Annotated in this window: 12 protein-coding genes; 4 read left to right on the top strand and 8 right to left on the bottom strand. The window is 71.7% G+C overall.

Annotation, left to right across the window (positions count from 1 at the left end; translation table 11 throughout):
* Positions 1-37 precede the first annotated feature (37 nt).
* Positions 38-2,551, bottom strand: coding sequence for a DEAD/DEAH box helicase (locus IE244_RS20285; protein WP_191874963.1), 2,514 nt, complete (start codon positions 2,549-2,551; stop codon positions 38-40).
* Positions 2,552-2,696: 145 nt separating this feature from the next.
* On the opposite strand from IE244_RS20285, the gene IE244_RS20280 reads away from it, so the two are divergent.
* Positions 2,697-3,491 carry a metal-dependent hydrolase gene (locus IE244_RS20280; RefSeq protein WP_191874962.1) on the top strand — a complete coding sequence of 265 codons (795 nt, stop codon included), beginning with the start codon at positions 2,697-2,699 and terminating at the stop codon, positions 3,489-3,491.
* 35 nt (positions 3,492-3,526) lie between these two features.
* Here IE244_RS20280 and IE244_RS20275 read toward each other — a convergent pair whose 3' ends face one another.
* From IE244_RS20275 to IE244_RS20260, 4 genes are all read right to left on the bottom strand, one after another.
* A complete protein-coding gene (locus IE244_RS20275; protein ID WP_191874961.1) occupies positions 3,527-3,790 on the bottom strand; it encodes a type B 50S ribosomal protein L31 in 264 nt (87 codons plus the stop codon).
* 18 nt (positions 3,791-3,808) lie between these two features.
* Entirely contained in the window at positions 3,809-4,279 is a 471-nt protein-coding gene (locus tag IE244_RS20270) for a DUF5709 domain-containing protein (RefSeq protein WP_191874960.1), read from the bottom strand.
* A gap of 691 nt (positions 4,280-4,970) precedes the next feature.
* A complete protein-coding gene (locus IE244_RS20265) occupies positions 4,971-6,752 on the bottom strand; it encodes an ABC transporter ATP-binding protein (protein ID WP_191874959.1) in 1,782 nt (593 codons plus the stop codon).
* Entirely contained in the window at positions 6,749-8,554 is a 1,806-nt protein-coding gene (locus IE244_RS20260; RefSeq protein WP_191874958.1) for an ABC transporter transmembrane domain-containing protein, read from the bottom strand. The genes IE244_RS20265 and IE244_RS20260 overlap by 4 nt, the downstream gene beginning before the upstream one ends.
* Before the next feature lie 199 nt (positions 8,555-8,753).
* On the opposite strand from IE244_RS20260, the gene IE244_RS20255 reads away from it, so the two are divergent.
* Positions 8,754-9,554, top strand: coding sequence for a L,D-transpeptidase family protein (locus IE244_RS20255; protein ID WP_229854237.1), 801 nt, complete (start codon positions 8,754-8,756; stop codon positions 9,552-9,554).
* Here IE244_RS20255 and IE244_RS20250 read toward each other — a convergent pair.
* Complete coding sequence (locus IE244_RS20250) at positions 9,551-11,506, bottom strand: peptidoglycan recognition protein family protein (RefSeq protein WP_229854236.1); 1,956 nt, start codon at positions 11,504-11,506, stop codon at positions 9,551-9,553. The genes IE244_RS20255 and IE244_RS20250 overlap by 4 nt on opposite strands.
* 223 nt (positions 11,507-11,729) lie before the next feature.
* The gene (locus tag IE244_RS20245) at positions 11,730-13,304 is read right to left on the bottom strand and encodes a M1 family metallopeptidase (RefSeq protein ID WP_229854235.1); all 1,575 of its coding nucleotides are present in this window, start codon (positions 13,302-13,304) and stop codon (positions 11,730-11,732) included.
* Between the two features lie 151 nt (positions 13,305-13,455).
* Between IE244_RS20245 and IE244_RS20240 the strand changes: the two genes are divergently transcribed.
* A complete protein-coding gene (locus IE244_RS20240) occupies positions 13,456-15,066 on the top strand; it encodes a peptide-N4-asparagine amidase (RefSeq protein ID WP_229854234.1) in 1,611 nt (536 codons plus the stop codon).
* A 108-nt stretch (positions 15,067-15,174) separates the two neighbouring features.
* On the opposite strand, the gene IE244_RS20235 is transcribed toward IE244_RS20240, so the two are convergent.
* Positions 15,175-15,624 (bottom strand): MarR family winged helix-turn-helix transcriptional regulator, encoded by a 450-nt coding sequence (locus tag IE244_RS20235; RefSeq protein WP_191874956.1) that lies wholly within the window; start codon positions 15,622-15,624, stop codon positions 15,175-15,177.
* A gap of 114 nt (positions 15,625-15,738) precedes the next feature.
* Here IE244_RS20235 and IE244_RS20230 point away from each other — a divergent pair, with 114 nt between their 5' ends.
* Complete coding sequence (locus IE244_RS20230; RefSeq protein WP_191874955.1) at positions 15,739-17,547, top strand: ABC transporter ATP-binding protein; 1,809 nt, start codon at positions 15,739-15,741, stop codon at positions 17,545-17,547.
* Positions 17,548-17,608: the final 61 nt, after the last annotated feature.

The raw sequence follows: 17,608 nt of genomic DNA, 5'->3' as shown, positions 1-17,608 counted from the left end.
TGGGATTCTCCTTGGCTCACAACTGGTCGGCAGCGGCTCACAGCTGGCCGACGTCGGTGACGCGGACGACGGCACGGCCTTCGGCGTCGGAGGCCGTGAGGTCGATCTCCGCGCTGATGCCCCAGTCGTGATCGCCGTTCGGGTCGTCGAAGATCTGGCGGACGCGCCAGAGTCCGTTCTCCGGCTCCTCCTTGATGACCAGAAGCTTGGGGCCGCGGGCGTCGGGACCGGTACCGAGGTCCTCGTACTCGTCCCAGTACGTGTCCATCGCCTCGCCCCAGGCGTCGGCGTCCCAGCCGGACTCGGCGTCCATCTCGCCCAGCTCATCGACCTGGTCGAGGGCGGCCAGCTCCACGCGGCGGAACATCGCGTTGCGGACCAGGACCCGGAAGGCGCGCGCGTTGGCCGTGACCGGCTTGACCTCGTCGGCCTTCTCCTGGGCCTCCTCGGCGGTCATCTCCTCCGGGTTCGCGAGCTGCTCCCACTCGTCCAGCAGGCTGGAGTCCACCTGGCGCACCATCTCGCCGAGCCACTCGATGAGGTCCTGCAGGTCCTCGGACTTCAGGTCGTCCGGGATGGTGTGGTCGAGGGTCTTGTAGGCGCTGGCCAGGTAGCGCAGGACGATGCCCTCGATGCGGGCCAGCTCGTAGAAGGACACCAACTCCGTGAAGGACAGTGCCCGTTCGTACATGTCGCGGATCACGGACTTCGGCGACAGCGGGTGGTCGCCGACCCAGGGGTGGCTCTTGCGGTAGGTGTTGTACGCGTGGAAGAGCAGCTCTTCCAGGGGCTTCGGGTAGGTGACGTCCTGGAGGCGCTCCATGCGCTCCTCGTACTCGACGCCGTCCGCCTTCATCGCGGCCACGGCCTCGCCACGCGCCTTGTTCTGCTGGGCGACGAGGATCTGCCGCGGGTCGTCCAGGGTGGACTCGACGACGGACACCATGTCGAGGGCGTAGGACGGCGACTCGGGGTCGAGGAGTTCGAACGAGGCGAGCGCGAACGTGGACAGCGGCTGGTTGAGCGCGAAGTCCTGCTGCAGGTCGACCGTGAGCCGGACGATGCGGCCCTCGGCGTCGGGCTGGTCGAGCTTCTCCACGATGCCGCCGTCGAGCAGCGAGCGGTAGATCGCGATCGCCCGGCGGATGTGCCTCAGCTGCTGCCTGCGCGGCTCGTGGTTGTCCTCCAGCAGGTGACGCATCGCCTCGAACGCGTTGCCCGGGCGGGCGATCACCGACAGCAGCATCGTGTGCGTGACCCGGAAACGCGAGGTCAGCGGCTCCGGATCCGAATCGATCAGCTTCTGGAAGGTGTTCTCCGTCCAGCCGACGAAGCCCTCCGGAGCCTTCTTGCGCACCACCTTGCGCCGCTTCTTCGGATCGTCACCCGCCTTCGCCAGCGCCTTCTCGTTCTCGATGACGTGCTCGGGCGCCTGCGCGACGACGAGCCCGGCCGTGTCGAAACCGGCCCGGCCGGCCCGCCCCGCGATCTGGTGGAACTCCCGGGCCCGCAGGGTGCGCACACGACTGCCGTCGTACTTGGTCAGCGCCGTGAACAACACCGTACGGATGGGCACGTTGACGCCCACGCCGAGCGTGTCCGTGCCGCAGATGACCTTCAGCAGACCGGCCTGGGCGAGCTTCTCCACCAGACGCCGGTACTTGGGCAGCATGCCGGCGTGGTGGACGCCGATGCCGTGCCGGACATAACGGGAGAGGTTGCGGCCGAACTTGGTGGTGAAGCGGAAGCTGCCGATCAGCTCGGCGATCTGCTCCTTCTCCTCGCGCGAGCACATGTTGATACTCATCAGCGCCTGCGCCCGCTCCACGGCCTGCGCCTGCGTGAAGTGCACGATGTACACCGGCGCCTGCTTGCTCTCCAGCAGGTCCGTGAGCGTCTCGGTGAGCGGCGTGAACTTGTACTCGTAGGAGAGCGGCACCGGGCGGGTCGCCGAGCGGACCACCGAGGTGGGGCGGCCGGTGCGGCGGGTGAGGTCCTTCTCGAAGAAGGACACGTCACCCAAAGTGGCCGACATCAGGATGAACTGTGCCTGAGGGAGCTCGAGAATCGGGATCTGCCAGGCCCAGCCGCGGTCGCCCTCGGCGTAGAAGTGGAACTCGTCCATGACGACCTGGCCGACGTCCGCGTTCTTGCCGTCGCGCAGCGCGATCGAGGCCAGGACCTCGGCGGTGCAGCAGATCACGGGCGCGTCGGCGTTCACGGAGGCGTCGCCGGTGAGCATGCCGACGTTCTCGGTGCCGAAGAGCTTGCACAGCTCGAAGAACTTCTCCGACACCAGTGCCTTGATCGGGGCGGTGTAGAAGGTGACCTCGTCCCGTGCGAGGGCGGCGAAGTGCGCGCCGGCGGCGATCATGCTTTTGCCGGAGCCGGTGGGCGTCGAGACGATCACGTTCGCCCCGGAGACCACCTCGATCAGCGCCTCCTCCTGATGCGGGTAGAGGGTGAGGCCGCGATCCTGCGCCCACGACTCGAAGGCTTCGTACAGGGCGTCGGGGTCGGCGGTCGGCGGCAGCTGATCGATGAGGGTCACGCCCCCATCTTGCCTGGCCTCGTCCCCGAGAAGGGAATCGGCTGCGGGCACGAAGATCATGGCCGCTACGCTGTGACGCCGACGCAGGGTCGGCGCACCAGGTCAACTGGACAGCGGCACACGAGGAATGGGGCGGGAAGCGGCCATGATGGGACCAGCACACTCACTGTCGGGGGCCGCGGCCTGGCTCGGCGTCGGAGCGGCCGCCGCCGCGGCCGGGCGCCCGATGCCCTGGCCGGTGCTGCTCGTCGGCGCCCTGATCTGCGCCGGCGCCGCGCTCGCCCCGGACCTCGACCACAAGGCGGCCACCATCTCCCGGGCCTTCGGGCCGTTCTCGCGCTGGCTCTGCGAGATCGTGGACAAGCTGTCGTACGCCGTCTACAAATCGACCAGGAAACAGGGCGACCCGCGCCGCTCGGGCGGCCACCGCACGCTGACGCACACCTGGGTGTGGGCGGTCATGATCGGCGCCGGGTGCTCTGCGGCGGCGATCACGGGGGGCCGCTGGGCGGTGCTGGCGATCCTGTTCGTCCACATGGTGCTGGCGATCGAGGGTCTGCTGTGGCGGGCGGCGCGCGGCTCCAGCAGCGATGTCCTGGTCTGGCTGCTGGCGGCGACGAGCGCATGGATTCTCGCGGGCATCCTGGACAAGCCGGGCAACGGCTCCGACTGGCTGTTCACCGCGCCGGGGCAGGAGTACCTGTGGCTCGGCCTGCCGATCGTGCTCGGTGCCCTGGTGCACGACATCGGGGACGCGCTGACGGTGTCGGGCTGCCCGATCCTGTGGCCGATCCCCGTGGGCCGCAAGCGCTGGTACCCCCTGGGGCCGCCGAAGGTGATGCGGTTCCGTGCCGGAAGCTGGGTGGAGCTGAGGGTGCTGATGCCCGTGTTCATGCTGCTCGGTGGTGTGGGCTGCGCGGCCGCCCTCAACGTGATCTGAGGCTCCCGGCCCCAGGCCCGGGCCAGCGCTTGCGATCAGGTCGCGTCGCCTGCGTCGGCTCCGCCGTACCGGCGTTCGAAGCGGGCGATGCGGCCTTCGGTGTCGACGGTGCGGGCCTTGCCCGTGTAGAAGGGGTGGCTCTCCGAGGAGATCTCCACGTCGATCACCGGGTAGGTCTGGCCGTCGTCCCACTCGATGCTCTGCTCGCTCCGCGCGGTCGACCGGGTCAGAAAGGCGTAGCCGGCGGCGCGGTCCCGGAAGACCACGGGGCGGTAGTCGGGCTGCTCGTCCTGCTGCATGGCGGCTCCTCGTGGGGCTCAGCCGGACAGGGAGTCCTCGTCGACGATGTGCATCGCGGCCTCCTCGGCGGAAGCGGCGGCGCCGTCGATACCGACGTCGGTGGCGACGAGGGCGGCCTCATCGTCCTCGTGCGCTCCCTCGTCCGGGGCCACCAGCCGGCCCGAGCGGAGGTTGCCGACCTCGTTGTCCAGGAGTTCCCCGTCGGTTCCGGTGCAGTCACCGAGGCCGTCGCCGTCGGCCGTGTCGAGGTCGGGCAGCTCCTCGGCGAGCCGCTGGTCGAGCGTCTCGCCCGCCTGGCGTTCGGCCGCCGTCACCCCGAGGCGCTCCACCGCCCAGGGGCGCTCGGGAGGGGACCAGCCGCGGTCGAGCGGGTCGTCGACGCCGTCGAAGTCCAGTGTGTCCTCGACGTCGAGCACCCCCGAATCCTCCCGGATCTCCGAGGAATCGGGCTGGTAGACGTCGTCCCCCCAGCCGTCGGCGCTGTCCACGAGTACCTCCTGGTGGTGAGGACGGCCATGGGCCACCGCGAGGGGCGCCGGGCCGTCGGCACGCGCGGCGCAGGTGTCACACGCTGCGGACCGGGTGGTTCCGCAGCGTTCCCCGAGCCTGTGCCGTTCTCCAGCCTTCCACCCCTGCTCGGCACCGCGCAACGGCACGGACGCCGGCGCCGGCCCGGGCTCGCACCCTGCACCGGCTCCCGGCAGGCGCCACCGCGCACCGACCGGCCCACACCTGGCCGCCCCGAGCCCTGGCGGACTCCGCCACACGCCGCCCCGCCGAGGCCGGCGGACTCCGCCGCATGCCACCCCACCGCTGTCCCCCACGCCGACCGGCACGGCCGGAAGTCCCTCCCGCCGTCCATCCCCGGCCGCAGCTGGCCACAAGCCGGTCCGCCGCTGTCCCAGGCGTCGGCAGGCTTCGCTGGACCCGCACTCGGCGCAGGCGGCCTGTTCCCATGGCCCGCCGTCCCTTCGGCCGGTTCCCCCTCGACGCCAGCAGACCCGCCCGCATGCCGGCCCCGCCGTGCCCCCGCTGCTCCCGGCCGCGGTCGCCGCGGACGCGGGCGCCGGTGGTTTTGGCCGCGTCACGGGCGATGGCAGCGCCGTGCGGAACGGGGAGACCTGCGCCGCGGGCGGCCACGGGGCCGTCGTACCGGTCGGCCGCGTGGTCGGTGCCGCCTCATCCGTGCCAGGACCGCCAGAGCGCGGCGTACGCGCCGTCGGCCGTGACCAGCTCGTCGTGGCTGCCCAGCTCGCTGATGCGTCCGTCGTCCACGACGGCGATCACGTCGGCGTCATGGGCGGTGTGCAGACGGTGGGCGATGGCGACCACCGTGCGGCCGTCCAGCACGCGGGCCAGGGACCGCTCCAGATGCCGGGCCGCGCGCGGGTCGAGCAGCGAGGTCGCCTCGTCCAGGACCAGCGTGTGCGGATCGGCGAGCACGAGCCTGGCCAGCGCGATCTGCTGGGCCTGCGCGGGGGTCAGCGCGAGGCCGCCGGAGCCGACCTCGGTGTCCAGGTCGTCGTCCAGCGCCCGCGCCCAGGCATCCGCGTCGACCGCGCCCAGGGCCGCCCACAGCTCGGCGTCCGTGGCACCGCTGCGGGCCAGCAGGAGGTTGTCGCGCAGGGAGCCGACGAAGACGTGGTGCTCCTGGTTGACGAGGGCGACGTGCGAGCGGACGCGTTCCGCCGGCATCCGGGACAGCTCCGCGCCGCCCAGGGTGATCCGGCCGTCCCGTGGCGCGTAGATCCCGGCGAGCAGCCTGCCGAGGGTGGACTTGCCCGCGCCCGACGGGCCGACCAGGGCCAGCCGGGTGCCCGGGGCGACCTCCAGGGACACGTTGCGGAGCACGTCGACGCCCTCGCGGTAGCCGAAGTGCACCCGGTCGGCGTGCACGTCCCGTCCGTCCGGTGCCAGCGAGGCGTCCCCGGCGTCGGGCTCGATGTCCCGCACACCCACCAGACGGGCCAGCGACACCTGGGCGACCTGCACCTCGTCGTACCAGCGCAGGATCAGGTTCACCGGATCGACGAGCATCTGGGCGACGAGGGCGCCCGTGGTCAGCTGGCCCACCCCGATCCAGCCGCGCAGGACGAACGCCCCGCCGGCCAGGAGGACCGAGCCCAGCACGATGACGTGCACGGCGTTGATGACCGGGAAGAGTACGGACCGCAGCCAGAGCGTGTACCGCTCCCAGGCCGTCCACTCCTTGATCCGCCGTTCCGACAGGGCGACGCGGCGGGGGCCGAGCCGGTGCGCCTCGACGGTGCGACTCGCGTCGACCGTCTCGGCGAGAGCGGAGGAGACCGCCGCGTACCCGGCGGCCTCGGAGCGGTATCCGGAGGGCGCCCGTTTGAAGTACCACCGGCACCCGGCCACCAGCACCGGTACGGCGAGCAGCACTGCGGCCGCCAGCGGCGGCGCCGTCACCACGAGCCCGCCGAGCAGCAGCAGAGCCCACACGCCACCGATGGCCAGCTGGGGCACGGCCTCGCGCATCGCGTTGGCCAGACGGTCGATGTCGGTGGTGATGCGGGACAGCAGATCGCCGGTGCCCGCCCGTTCCAGCACGCCCGGCGGCAGCCCGACCGACCGGACCAGGAAGTCCTCCCGCAGGTCGGCCAGCATCCGCTCGCCGAGCATCGCACCCCGCAGCCGTACCTGCCGCACGAACACGGCCTGTACGGCGAGCGCGAGCACGAACAGCCCGGCGGTCAGGCCCAGATGAAGCTCCCGGGCCCCGTCCGACACCCGCTCGACCAGGCCGCCGAGCAGGTACGGACCCACCATGGACGCGACCACGGCCACCGTGTTCACCGCGACCAGCAGCAGGAAGGCCCGGCGGTGCCGGCGGAACAGCTCGGCGACGTAGGCACGCACGGTCGTGGCCGCGCCGACGGGCAGGGTGGTGGCGGTCGTCGGGGCCGCCGGGTCGTAGACGGGTGGCGCAACGCCGATCATGCGCTCTCCTCGATTTCTTCGAGCTCCTGCCGCGCGCCCACCAGGGCCGCCTCGTCGGCCGCGGCCAGTTCGTCGTCCGTCTCCCGCGTCACCACGGCCCGGTATCGCGGCTCGCTGACGATCAGTTCGCGGTGCACGCCGACCGCCACGACCTTGCCCTCGGCGACCAGGGCGACCCGGTCCGCGCGGTCGAGGAGCAGCGGAGAGGAGGTGAACACCACCGTCGTGCGCCCCGAGCGCAGCCGGCGCAGCCCGTCCGCGATCCGGGCCTCGGTGTGCGAGTCGACCGCGGAGGTCGGCTCGTCCAGCACCAGCACCTCGGGGTCCGTGATCAGCGACCGGGCCAGCGCGAGCCGCTGGCGCTGGCCACCGGACAGGGAGCGCCCGCGTTCGGTGATGCGGGCGTCCATCGGGTCCGCGGCGCCCAGTGACCCCTGGACGAGAGCGTCCAGGACGTCGCCGCACTGCGCCGCATCCAGCGCGTCCGCGGCGCGTACGGTTCCGGAGGCGGGGACGTCGAGCAGTTCACGCAGGGTCCCGGACAACAGCACCGGATCCTTGTCCTGGACGAGGACGGCGGTACGGGCGCTGTCCAGGGGGAGTTCGTCCAGCGGCACCCCGCCGAGCAGCACCGAGCGGCCCGGCTCGGCGGGATGGCCACCCAGCCGCTCCGCGAGCCTGCCCGCCGCGTCCGGGTCGCCGCAGACCACTGCGGTGAGACGGCCCGCGGGAGCCAGCAGACCGGTGCCGGGGTCGTACAGGTCGCCGTCCGGTACCTCCGGCGCGCGGTTGCCCTCGGTGGCGGTGGACCGCTCCAGCGACAGGACGCCGGCCGTCCGTCTGGCCGACGGGCGTGAGAAGGAGTACGCCATGGCGATCTCCTCGAAGTGCCGCAGCGGATAGTTGAGGATCATCACCGCGCTGTAGACGGTGACGAGCTCGCCGACCGTGACACGGCCCTGGCGGGCGAGCTGGACGCCGTGCCAGACGACGGCGATGAGCAGCAGGCCGGGGAGCAGCACCTGGAGGGCGGAGATCAGTGACCACATCCGGGCGCTGCGCACCGCGGCGTGGCGTACCTCCTGCGAGGCGCGGCGGTAGCGGTCGAGGAACAGTTCCTCGCCGCCGATGCCGCGCAGTACGCGCAGTCCGGCGACCGTGTCCGAGGCCAGCTCGGTGGCCCGGCCCGCCTTCTCGCGCTGCACGTCGGCGCGGCGCGTGGCACGGGGCAGCAGAGGCAGCACCGCGAGGGCCACCACGGGCAGTCCGACGGCGACGACCACGCCCAGGGCGGGCTGGTAGACGAGGAGCCCGGCACCGACCACGACGACCGTCAACGCGGCCGCGGTGAACCGGGAGACGGCCTCGACGAACCAGCCGATCCTCTCGACGTCGCCGGTGGAGACGGCCACCACCTCTCCGGCGGCCACCCGCATGGTCAGGGCGGATCCCAGCTGGGCGGCCTTGCGGGCCAGCAGTTGCTGGACGCGCGTGGCGGCCGTGATCCAGTTGGTGACGGCGGCCCGGTGCAGGAAGGTCTCGCCGAGGGCGATGCCCGTGCCGCACAGCAGCAGCAGAGCACCCGTCAGGGCGAGCCGGGTGCCGGAGCGGTCGACGACCGCCTGGACGGCGAGGCCGACGCAGAAGGGCAGGGCCGAGACGGACACGAAGTGCAGCAGGCCCCAGGCGAGCGACTTCAGCTGCCCGCCCAGCTGGTTCAGCCAGAGCCACCACAGGAATCGGGGGCCCGAGCGCGCGTCGGGGACGCCGGGATCGGGATACGGAAGGTCTTGAATCTGCATGACGTCCCAGTGGCTCGTGTCAGGGGAGGGGGAAGCGGCGATGAGCGCTGACAGACCGTGACAGGTTGGCTCCGAAGCGTGCTGAATTTCAAACGGTTTTCCCGAGTCCCGCAGGGGGCGGCCGGGTGGCCGGTCACCCGGCTCGGTGAATGCCGGGGAGATCGCACGATCAGCCGGTGTGCGCTGTCACCATGGCCCGGTGCACATCGAGATCGACAGCGTGCGGCGGCGTGTGACGGTTGGGGTGGTGGCCCTGGGGACGCTCTTCGCGGTCCTCACCGCGTGCGGCGGCCCCGCATCCGGCCCCGCCCGGACCGACGGTGCCCCGGCGCCCCGCGACCGGACCGCGCAGGGCCCGACCGCGCACGGCCCGACCGCGCAGGGCCCGACCGTCTCCTCCGCTCCCACGACCGACCCGACCCGTGTCCCGGGCGTCGGCGCCCGCCTCTACCGGCGGATCCCCGAAGCCTCCCGCCAGATCGTGGCCGTCTACGGCGAGGGCGTGGACTCCGCCGAGTCCAGGCTGGTGCTGTACACCCGGCGTGGCGCCCGGTGGCACCCGGCGGGCAGTTGGCCCGCCCACAACGGGCGGCACGGCTGGACCACCGACCACCACGAGGGGGACCAGCGCAGCCCGGTGGGTGTCTTCACCCTCTCCGACGCGGGCGGCGTGCTCCGCGACCCGGGAGCCCGACTGCCCTACGATCACGACGTCAGCGCCTATACGCCACCGGCCGAATGGGACGAGGCGCACCAGCACGACTTCGACTACGTCATCGCCATCGACTACAACCGCCTGCGAGGTACCCCGCCGCGCGACGCCGGTCGCCCCTGGGGCCAGGACAAGGGCGGCGGTATCTGGTTGCACCTGGACCACGGCAGCGGCACCTCGGCCTGCGTCAGCGTCTCCCGGCAGGCCATGGCATTCCTGCTGCGCACGCTCGATCCGGCGCGCGATCCGGTCGTGGTGATGGGGGACCGGGCGGAACTGGCCGCCTAGTGCCCCGCCGGGCGGTCGTCCCGCGCCGCCGGTGGTCCCGCCGCGGCGGAGGCGCTCTCGACGACGTCCACGTCGCTCGCCCGGACGTAGGCGAGGCGGTGGCCGAACTGGATCTCGTAGTACCCCTCGCGGCCCTTCACCACCGGCTCGGGTGAGTCGACGATGGACGACCGGGGGACGTACGAGCTGCGGACCCGAGCCTGTGTCACATAGCGCTGGCCCGCCTGGAGCCGGTAGGGCAGCGGCGATTCGGGCTCCTCCTCCACGTCCTCGGGGTAGGCGTCCTCCTCCGGGAGGGCACGCCCGTACACCGGGATCTCGTCCAGGCCTTCCTTGGGCGTCACCATGCTGCCGCTCGCGCCGACGGCCGTCGGTTGTCTCTGCGGGTTCCTGAACCATGCCTTGTTGCCCTGGAACCAGATCGCCGTCCAGTCGCCGCTCCGCTCGGCGACGGCGAAGGCCTGGCCCGCGGAGACGCGTGAGCCCAGGTCGTTGACGTCCTCCGTGGACGGGTCGCCGTCCGGCTTGCGGCCGGGGTCCTGGATCAGCGGGGCGTTGTCGTCCGGCCGCGTGTGGAGGCGTACGGCGTTGGAGCCGTGCGGCGGACACGGGTGACCGTCGCCCTTGCACCCGGTGAACGGGGGCTTGTGGGTGGCGTAGTCCGGCAGGATCATCACCATGTCGCTGTCCGGTCCGGCCGAGGCCCGCAGCGGCGCGCCGAGCAGGTCGAAGTAGTGCCGCCAGTCCCAGAAGGGACCGGGGTCGTCGTGCATGTCGGGGATGCTGTCGGCGGTCGGCGACGGCACGTTGTCATGACCGATGATGTGCTGCCGGTCGAGCGGGACCTGGTACTTCTTCGCCAGGTAGCGCACCAGGCGCGCCGAGGCCCGGTACATCGGTTCCGTGAACCACTTGCCGGGCTGGGTGAGGAAGCCCTCGTGCTCGATGCCGATCGAGCGGGCGTTCACGAACTGGTTGCCGGAGTGCCAGGCCTCGTCCTTGGTCCGCACGTGCTGGGTGATGTGGCCGTCGCTGGAGCGGATCGAGTAGTGCCACGACGCCTCCGTGGGGTCCTGCACCGTCTTGAACATGTTCGGCAGATACGCCTCGGTGTCGTGGATGACGATGTAGTCGATCTTCTGGTCGACGGGCCGGTTGCCGAGGTCGTGGTTGCCGTAGTCGCCGTCCTCGTCGATCTCCTCGTACGGGGCGCTGAGCCAGTCGCAGGCCAGCTCCGCCGGGCACTCGACCTCCTTGGGCCGCGGTGGGGTCTGGGCGCGGGTGACGTGGGGGCGTACGCGGGGATTGGCGGCGAGGGTGACGTCCTGTCCTTCGGCGGTGGTGCGGTGCGCTCCCTTGCGGATCACGTCGAAGACATCGTTGGCGTAGGCGGTCGCCGCCGTGATGTCGCGGGTGCCCGGGTAGTGCTGGACCGCCTCCCACCAGTCCGCCGGGTTGGTGGTGAGGGGCTTGCCGAGCTGGCGTTGTGTGGCCGCCAGGATCGCCGCGCCGCCGCGGATGTTGGCGGTGGGATCCGTCCGCAGGCGTTCGGCCGGGACCTCCAGCAGGCGTGCGGCGCGGTCCAGGTCCGCCGGCTGTACGGTGTGGCCCGGCGAGGGGGAGGTCTCAGGGGCGGCAGGGGCGGCCGCATCGCCCGTGTCAGGCCGGGTGCCGGCGCCGTGCTGCGCCGACGGGCCCGCCGCCACCGCCGGGGCCTCGATGCGGCCGGTGTCCACCAGGTGCATCGGCCCGTAGCCGCCCGCGACGCTGGGAGCGCCCGAATGGGTGTCCCAGCGCGTCTGCATGTAGGACACGCTCATGAGCACACTGCGCGGCACGTGGAACTCGCGGGCGGCCTCCGTGAAGGTGTTCTGCAACTGCTGGTCAGGTGCCTCGTCGTCGGCCAGCGGGATGAGCAGCAGCGGCACCAGCACCGCAGCCGACGCGATCACGCAGGCCGTCCGGCGGCACTCGCGGAGGGAGTTGGGAACACGCGGGGTGGCCGGTCTTCTCATTGCACGGTTCTCCAGACATGTTCGTCTCCACCAGAACAAAGGCAGTTGTCCTGGACGCCACCCCTGGTACGTTTCCGTGCCTTTCGCGCCGTGTCGCGCCAAGGGTCACCGGGGTGGCCGAGCGGCCGGGCAGGGGCCACTCGGTCGGCGGCGTGCCGGCTCAGTCCTCGACCGGGTCCACCCGCCAGTCGGGGTGGCCCGGCATGGGCGGGGTGTGCGGCCCGTACAACCAGGGGGTCAGGAACGGGCTCAGGTCCTCGCCGGCGACCCGTGACGCGAGGGCGATGAAGTCCCGGGTGCCGGCCGCCCGGCCCTGATACGCCGTCACCCAGGAGTGCTCGATCCGCTCGAAGGTCTCCGCGCCGACCTTCTCCCGCAGGGCGTACAGCACCAGCGCCGAGCCGTCGTAGCGCATCACCTTGAACAGCGTCGGCTCCGTGGGTTCGGCGGGCGCCCCTTCGTCGTGCCGCCACTGGTCGTGCTGTTCGTAGGCCGCCCGCATCGCGGCCTCCAGACCGGCCCCGCCGTGCTCGTCGGAGTACAGACGTTCGTAGAAGCGCGCGTGACCCTCACTCAGCCACAGGTCGGACCAGCGCCGGATGGCGACGCTGTCACCCGTCCAGTGGTGGGTCAGCTCGTGCACGAGGTTGCGTTCGGCGTCGACCCGGTCGCCCAGCAGGTCGTCCTTCGGTACGACCGACAGCGACTGCGTCTCCAGGGCCACCGGCAGGTCGGTGTCCCCGACCAGCACGCCGTAGCGGCGGAACGGGTACGGGCCGAGGCGTCGTTCCAGCCACGCGAGATGCTCCGGGGTGAGCGAGCGGAAGTCCGCCGTGTCGCCGACCAGGTCGTCCGGGACCACGTCCCGGACCGGCAGGCCGCGCGGGCCGGTGCCGTCGACGAACGTGAACTTCCCGATCGCCATCTGGACCAGCTGCGCCGCGATCGGCTGCTCGGAGTCGTAGGTCCATCTGACACGTCCGTCTGGTCGCCGGACGGTGCCGACCAGTCGGCCGTTGGCCGCGGCGCTGATGCCGGGCGGGGTGGTGATGTGGAAGGTGATGGGCGCCCGCAGGCTGGGGTGGTCGTTCGCCGGGAAGATCAGTTTGGCGCCGTCGGGCTGGGCGCAGACCAACGTGCCGTCGGCGGTGGGCACCCAGCCGTAGTCCCGGATCGCGTCGTCGCGGTGCCTGCTCCGCGTCGGATCGGCGGTGTAGGTGACGCGGACGGTGAACGCGCTGCCTTGGGGGATGGGGCGCGCGGGGGTGACGACGAGTTCGTCGCCGTTCCGTACGGCGGTGGCCGGTGCGCCGTCGACCGTCACCTGGTGCAGCGCGTTGCCCGCGAAGTCGAGGTCGAAGCGGGACAGGGACTGGGTGGCGGTGGCGCTGACGGTCGCGCCGGCGGCGAACGGCGTCCGGGGCGCCCGCCAGTCGAAGTCGAGCGTGTAGCGGCGGACCGTGTAGCCGCCGTTGCCGGCGAGCGGCATGAGGGGGTCGCCGATGCCCGGTGCGCCGGGAGCGGGCGCCGGGCCCGGGGAGGCGGCCGGGCCGGGGGCGGGCGAGTCGCGGGCTGCGCGCGGGAGCAGGGCGGTGACCACGGCGGCACCGGTGACGGCGCCGGCGAGGGCCAGGGTCAGGGCCGCGCGCGGGGTGCGCAGGGCAGGGCGGGGGCGCCGGTGCCGGGACTCCTGGCGGGGGGAGTTTGGGGGGCGGCCGACGGGCATGGTCTCCATGACCGCACTATGGCAGTGAGGTGTGCTTATAGCATGAAATGTTCCGCTGTGTGGCCGGTCGGTGAGAGCTCCAGGCGGCCGGGATCGCGCGGCGGGTGTCGTCCGATCTCGTCGTTGCGGTCGACGGCCAACTCCCCGTAGAACACGGGCCATGAGAAGACGGATAGTCATGTCCATGCTCGCCGGAGCGGCCCTCCTGGCGAGCGCGTTCTTCGGCACCGGAGCCGCCGTCGCACAGGCGTCCGACGTTCCGGCCGAGTTCGGCACCGACTGGCACGACCCGGTCACCGCGGCACCGTCTGTCGACCGGCCGCACACCACGTCCTGTCAGGTCACCCTCGCCGATGTCCAGTTCCGCGACTTCACGCCCTACCGTGGCGCGTACACCCCGCCCCAGGGCTGCGGCGACCGTTGGAGCAAGGTCGTCCTGAGGCTCGACGGCAAGGTGAAGGGCCGTCAGTACGACCGCCTGGGCTATCTGCACGTCGGCGGGGTCGAGATCCTGCGCACCTCCACTCCGGAACCCTCGCCCGACGGCATCGAATGGCATGTCGAGAAGGACGTCACCCGCTACAGCGACACCTTCCGCAGCGCGCAGGACGTCGAGATGCTGATCGGCAACGTCGTGGACGACACGTACACCGGGGTCATCGACGTGCACGTCACGCTGACCTTCTACGCCGGCCGGCCCGCGGAGCGGACCCCCGACCGCGTGCTCACCCTCGCCGGCACGCCCGACGGCACGACCCTCACGACGCCGCGCAACAGCGAGCGGATCGTCGCCGAGGTGTACGCCACGGGTTCGGGGGGAGGCTGTGAGGAGTTCTGGTATCTGACGGTGGCCGACCCGGCGTCGTACTCCTGCAAGGCCGACCACGGGCCGTACCGCGAGGTGCAGATCAAGGTCGACGGCCGGCTCGCCGGAATCGCCGCGCCGTTCCCGAACGTCTGGACCGGCGGCTGGTCCAACCCCTTCCTCTGGTACGTCCTGCCGGCGCCGGGGGCCTTCGACGTGCGGCCGATCGCCTACGACCTCACACCCTTCGCCGGCCTGCTCAACGACGGCCGTCCGCACCGGGTCGAGGTCTCCGTGGTCGGCGTCCCCGCGGGCCAGCCGGGCTGGAGCGCGCCGGTGAACGTCCTGGTCTGGCAGGACGCGCACCGAGCCCACGTCACGGGCGCGCTCACCGCGGACAGGGCGACCGACATCGCCGACTCCTCCGTCTACACGCCCGGTTCGGAGAACCGCCTGGCCACCGACGCCGGACACCGGCTCACCGTCTCCGGCTACCTCGACACCTCACACGGACGCGTGACCGCCAGCGTCACCCGGACGCTGGCCAACACCTCCGTCCACCGCTGGACCGACGGCGAGAACACGGACGGAATCGACGCGACCTGGTCCGACGACCAGACGGTCACCGTCGTCGGACACGGGCCCGCGCGGGCGACGCACACGCACCGGACGTACACCATGAACGGCGCGACGACCATCGGCACGGACAACCGGCTGCGCACCGTGCTCACGCTGGGCGACCGCGCCTCGGCCGTGGAACTGCGGGACGGCCGGCGCACCACGTGGTCGCGGCTCGACGACACCTACAGCGGGGACGCCGCGTACACCCTCGACGTCCCGCGCGACCAGCGGCACGCCGTCGGCACGTCGACCGAGCGCTATCGGCTGTTCGGCTCCGACGGCTGCTACGACCGTTCGCTGAGCACGGTTCAAGGGGTGCTGACGGAGGACCGCTCGGGCTGTTGAGCGCGGAGCGCGCGCGGCCCAACGGACGCCTTGATCGGGCGGGGGAGCCGCCGTCGAGCGGCTGGGAGGCCGTGGCCGGCACCGGCCACGGCCTCCCGCACCGCGGGCTCAGCAGCGTGTGCCGCAGTCTCCCTCGATCAACGTGTCCAGCAGGACGCCGAGCACCTGGCGTTCCTTCTCGGTCAGCGGAGCGAGTATCTCCTCGGCCGCCGAGCGGCGTGCGCCGCGCAGCTCGCGCAGGGTCGTGTGCCCCTCGGCCGTCAGCTCGATCCGTGTCACGCGCCGGTTCGCCGGATCCGGCACACGCCGTACCTTCCCGCCGGCCTCCAGGCCGTCGACCAGCGTCGTCACCGCACGCGGCACCACCTCCAGGCGCTCGGCGAGGTCGGCCATGCGAGGCGGCGAGGCGTAGTGCGCGAGGGTGCGCAGCAGCCGGGACTGGGCCGGGGTGACACCCAGGTCGTTCCGCTCGAGGTGGCGCTTCTGGATGCGGTGCACCCGGCGGGTCAGCCGCAGCAACTGCTCGGCGAGCAGGCCGTCGGGATCGGGGCTGGTCATGCGGGAACAATATCAGGATGCCGTTCATTGTGAGTATAGGTAACAATGAGCTACGATCCGTTTCGTCATCGTCGGCCGACCTCCGGCCGGCCCCGTTCACCTCCGTAGGAGCCCATGCATCCCGACCGTGAAACGTCCTGGACCCCACCTGCCGACGCCAAGGAACAGCCCCGGCAGGTGCGCCGCATCCTGAAGCTCTTCCGTCCCTACCGCGGCCGGCTGGCGGTCGTCGGCCTGCTGGTCGGCGCCTCCTCACTGGTCTCGGTGGCCACACCCTTCCTGCTCAAGGAGGTCCTGGACGTCGCGATCCCGCAGGGCCGCACCGGTCTGCTGAGCCTGCTCGCGCTCGGCATGATCGTCAGCGCGGTCCTCTCCAGTGTCTTCGGCGTGCTGCAGACCCTGATCTCGACCACCGTCGGCCAGCGCGTCATGCACGACCTGCGCACCGCCGTCTACGGCCGCCTGCAGCGCATGTCGCTCGCCTTCTTCACGCGCACGCGCACCGGCGAGGTGCAGTCCCGGATCGCCAACGACATCGGTGGCATGCAGGCCACCGTCACCTCCACCGCCACCTCCCTGGTCTCCAACGCCACCAGCGTCGTGGCCACGATCGTCGCGATGGTCGCCCTCGACTGGCGGCTCACGGTCGTCTCGCTGCTCCTGCTGCCGGCGTTCGTGTGGATAAGCCGCCGCGTCGGCAACGAACGCAAGAAGATCACCACCCAGCGGCAGAAGCAGATGGCCGCGATGGCGGCCACCGTCACCGAGTCCCTCTCGGTCAGCGGCATCCTGCTCGGCCGGACCATGGGCCGCTCCGACTCGCTGACCGCGTCCTTCGCGGAGGAGTCCGAGCGCCTGGTCGATCTGGAAGTGCGGTCGAACATGGCCGGCCGCTGGCGCATGGCCGTGATCACGATCGTCATGGCCGCGATGCCCGCCGTCATCTACTGGACCGCCGGTCTCGCCCTCCAGTTCGGCGGCCCGAAGGTCTCGCTGGGTACCATCGTCGCCTTCGTCTCGCTCCAGCAGGGACTGTTCCGTCCCGCCGTGAGCCTGCTCGCGACCGGCGTCCAGATCCAGACCTCCCTCGCCCTCTTCCAGCGCATATTCGAGTACCTGGACCTGCCCGTCGACATCACCGAGCGCGAGCGGCCCGTCCACCTCGACCAGGTCAAGGGCGAAGTCCGCTTCGAGGGAGTCGGATTCCGCTACGACAACGACGACAGGGCGCGCCCCGTCCTCGACGGCATCGACGTCACCGTGCCCCCGGGCGGCAGCCTCGCCGTCGTCGGCCCGACCGGCGCAGGCAAGTCCACGCTCGGCTATCTGGTGCCCCGCCTGTACGACGTCACCGGCGGCCGCGTCACCCTGGACGGCGTCGACGTCCGGGACCTCGACTTCGACACCCTCGCCCGCGCGGTCGGCGTCGTCTCGCAGGAGACGTACCTCTTCCACGCCTCGGTCGCCGACAACCTCCGCTTCGCCAAGCCGGACGCCACCGACGAGGAACTGCGGACGGCGGCCAGGGCGGCGCAGATCCACGACCACATAGCCGCGCTGCCCGACGGCTACGACACGGTCGTCGGCGAGCGCGGCCACCGCTTCTCCGGCGGGGAGAAGCAGCGTCTCGCGATAGCCCGCACCATCCTGCGCGATCCGCCGGTCCTCATCCTCGACGAGGCGACCAGCGCGCTCGACACCCGGACGGAGGCCGCCGTCCAGGAGGCGATCGACGCCCTGTCGGCCGACCGGACGACGATCACCATCGCCCACCGGCTGTCCACGATCCGCGGCGCCGACCAGATCGTGGTCCTGGACTCCGGGCGGGTCGCCGAACGCGGCAGCCACGAGGAACTGCTGGAACGTGACGGCAGGTACGCCGCGCTGGTGCGCCGGGACGCACAACTCGAACCCACGCGCTGAGCACAGCCGGAACCCACACGCTGAACGCGACCGGAGCACGTGAGCCGAGCACGGCCGGAAC

The organism is Streptomyces filipinensis (assembly GCF_014649495.1).
GTDB lineage: Bacteria > Actinomycetota > Actinomycetes > Streptomycetales > Streptomycetaceae > Streptomyces > Streptomyces filipinensis.
This window is presented reverse-complemented; position numbering and strand designations above follow the sequence as displayed.

Bases quoted from the DNA above. Each gene is read 5' to 3' on its own strand.
- IE244_RS20280 (WP_191874962.1), top strand. From the start codon at position 2,697: ATGATGGGACCAGCACACTCACTGTCGGGGGCCGCGGCCTGGCTCGGC.
- IE244_RS20275 (WP_191874961.1), bottom strand. From the start codon at position 3,790: ATGCAGCAGGACGAGCAGCCCGACTACCGCCCCGTGGTCTTCCGGGAC.
- IE244_RS20265 (WP_191874959.1), bottom strand. From the start codon at position 6,752: ATGATCGGCGTTGCGCCACCCGTCTACGACCCGGCGGCCCCGACGACC.
- IE244_RS20260 (WP_191874958.1), bottom strand. From the start codon at position 8,554: ATGCAGATTCAAGACCTTCCGTATCCCGATCCCGGCGTCCCCGACGCG.
- IE244_RS20245 (WP_229854235.1), bottom strand. From the start codon at position 13,304: ATGGAGACCATGCCCGTCGGCCGCCCCCCAAACTCCCCCCGCCAGGAG.
- IE244_RS20240 (WP_229854234.1), top strand. From the start codon at position 13,456: ATGAGAAGACGGATAGTCATGTCCATGCTCGCCGGAGCGGCCCTCCTG.
- IE244_RS20235 (WP_191874956.1), bottom strand. From the start codon at position 15,624: ATGACCAGCCCCGATCCCGACGGCCTGCTCGCCGAGCAGTTGCTGCGG.
- IE244_RS20230 (WP_191874955.1), top strand. From the start codon at position 15,739: ATGCATCCCGACCGTGAAACGTCCTGGACCCCACCTGCCGACGCCAAG.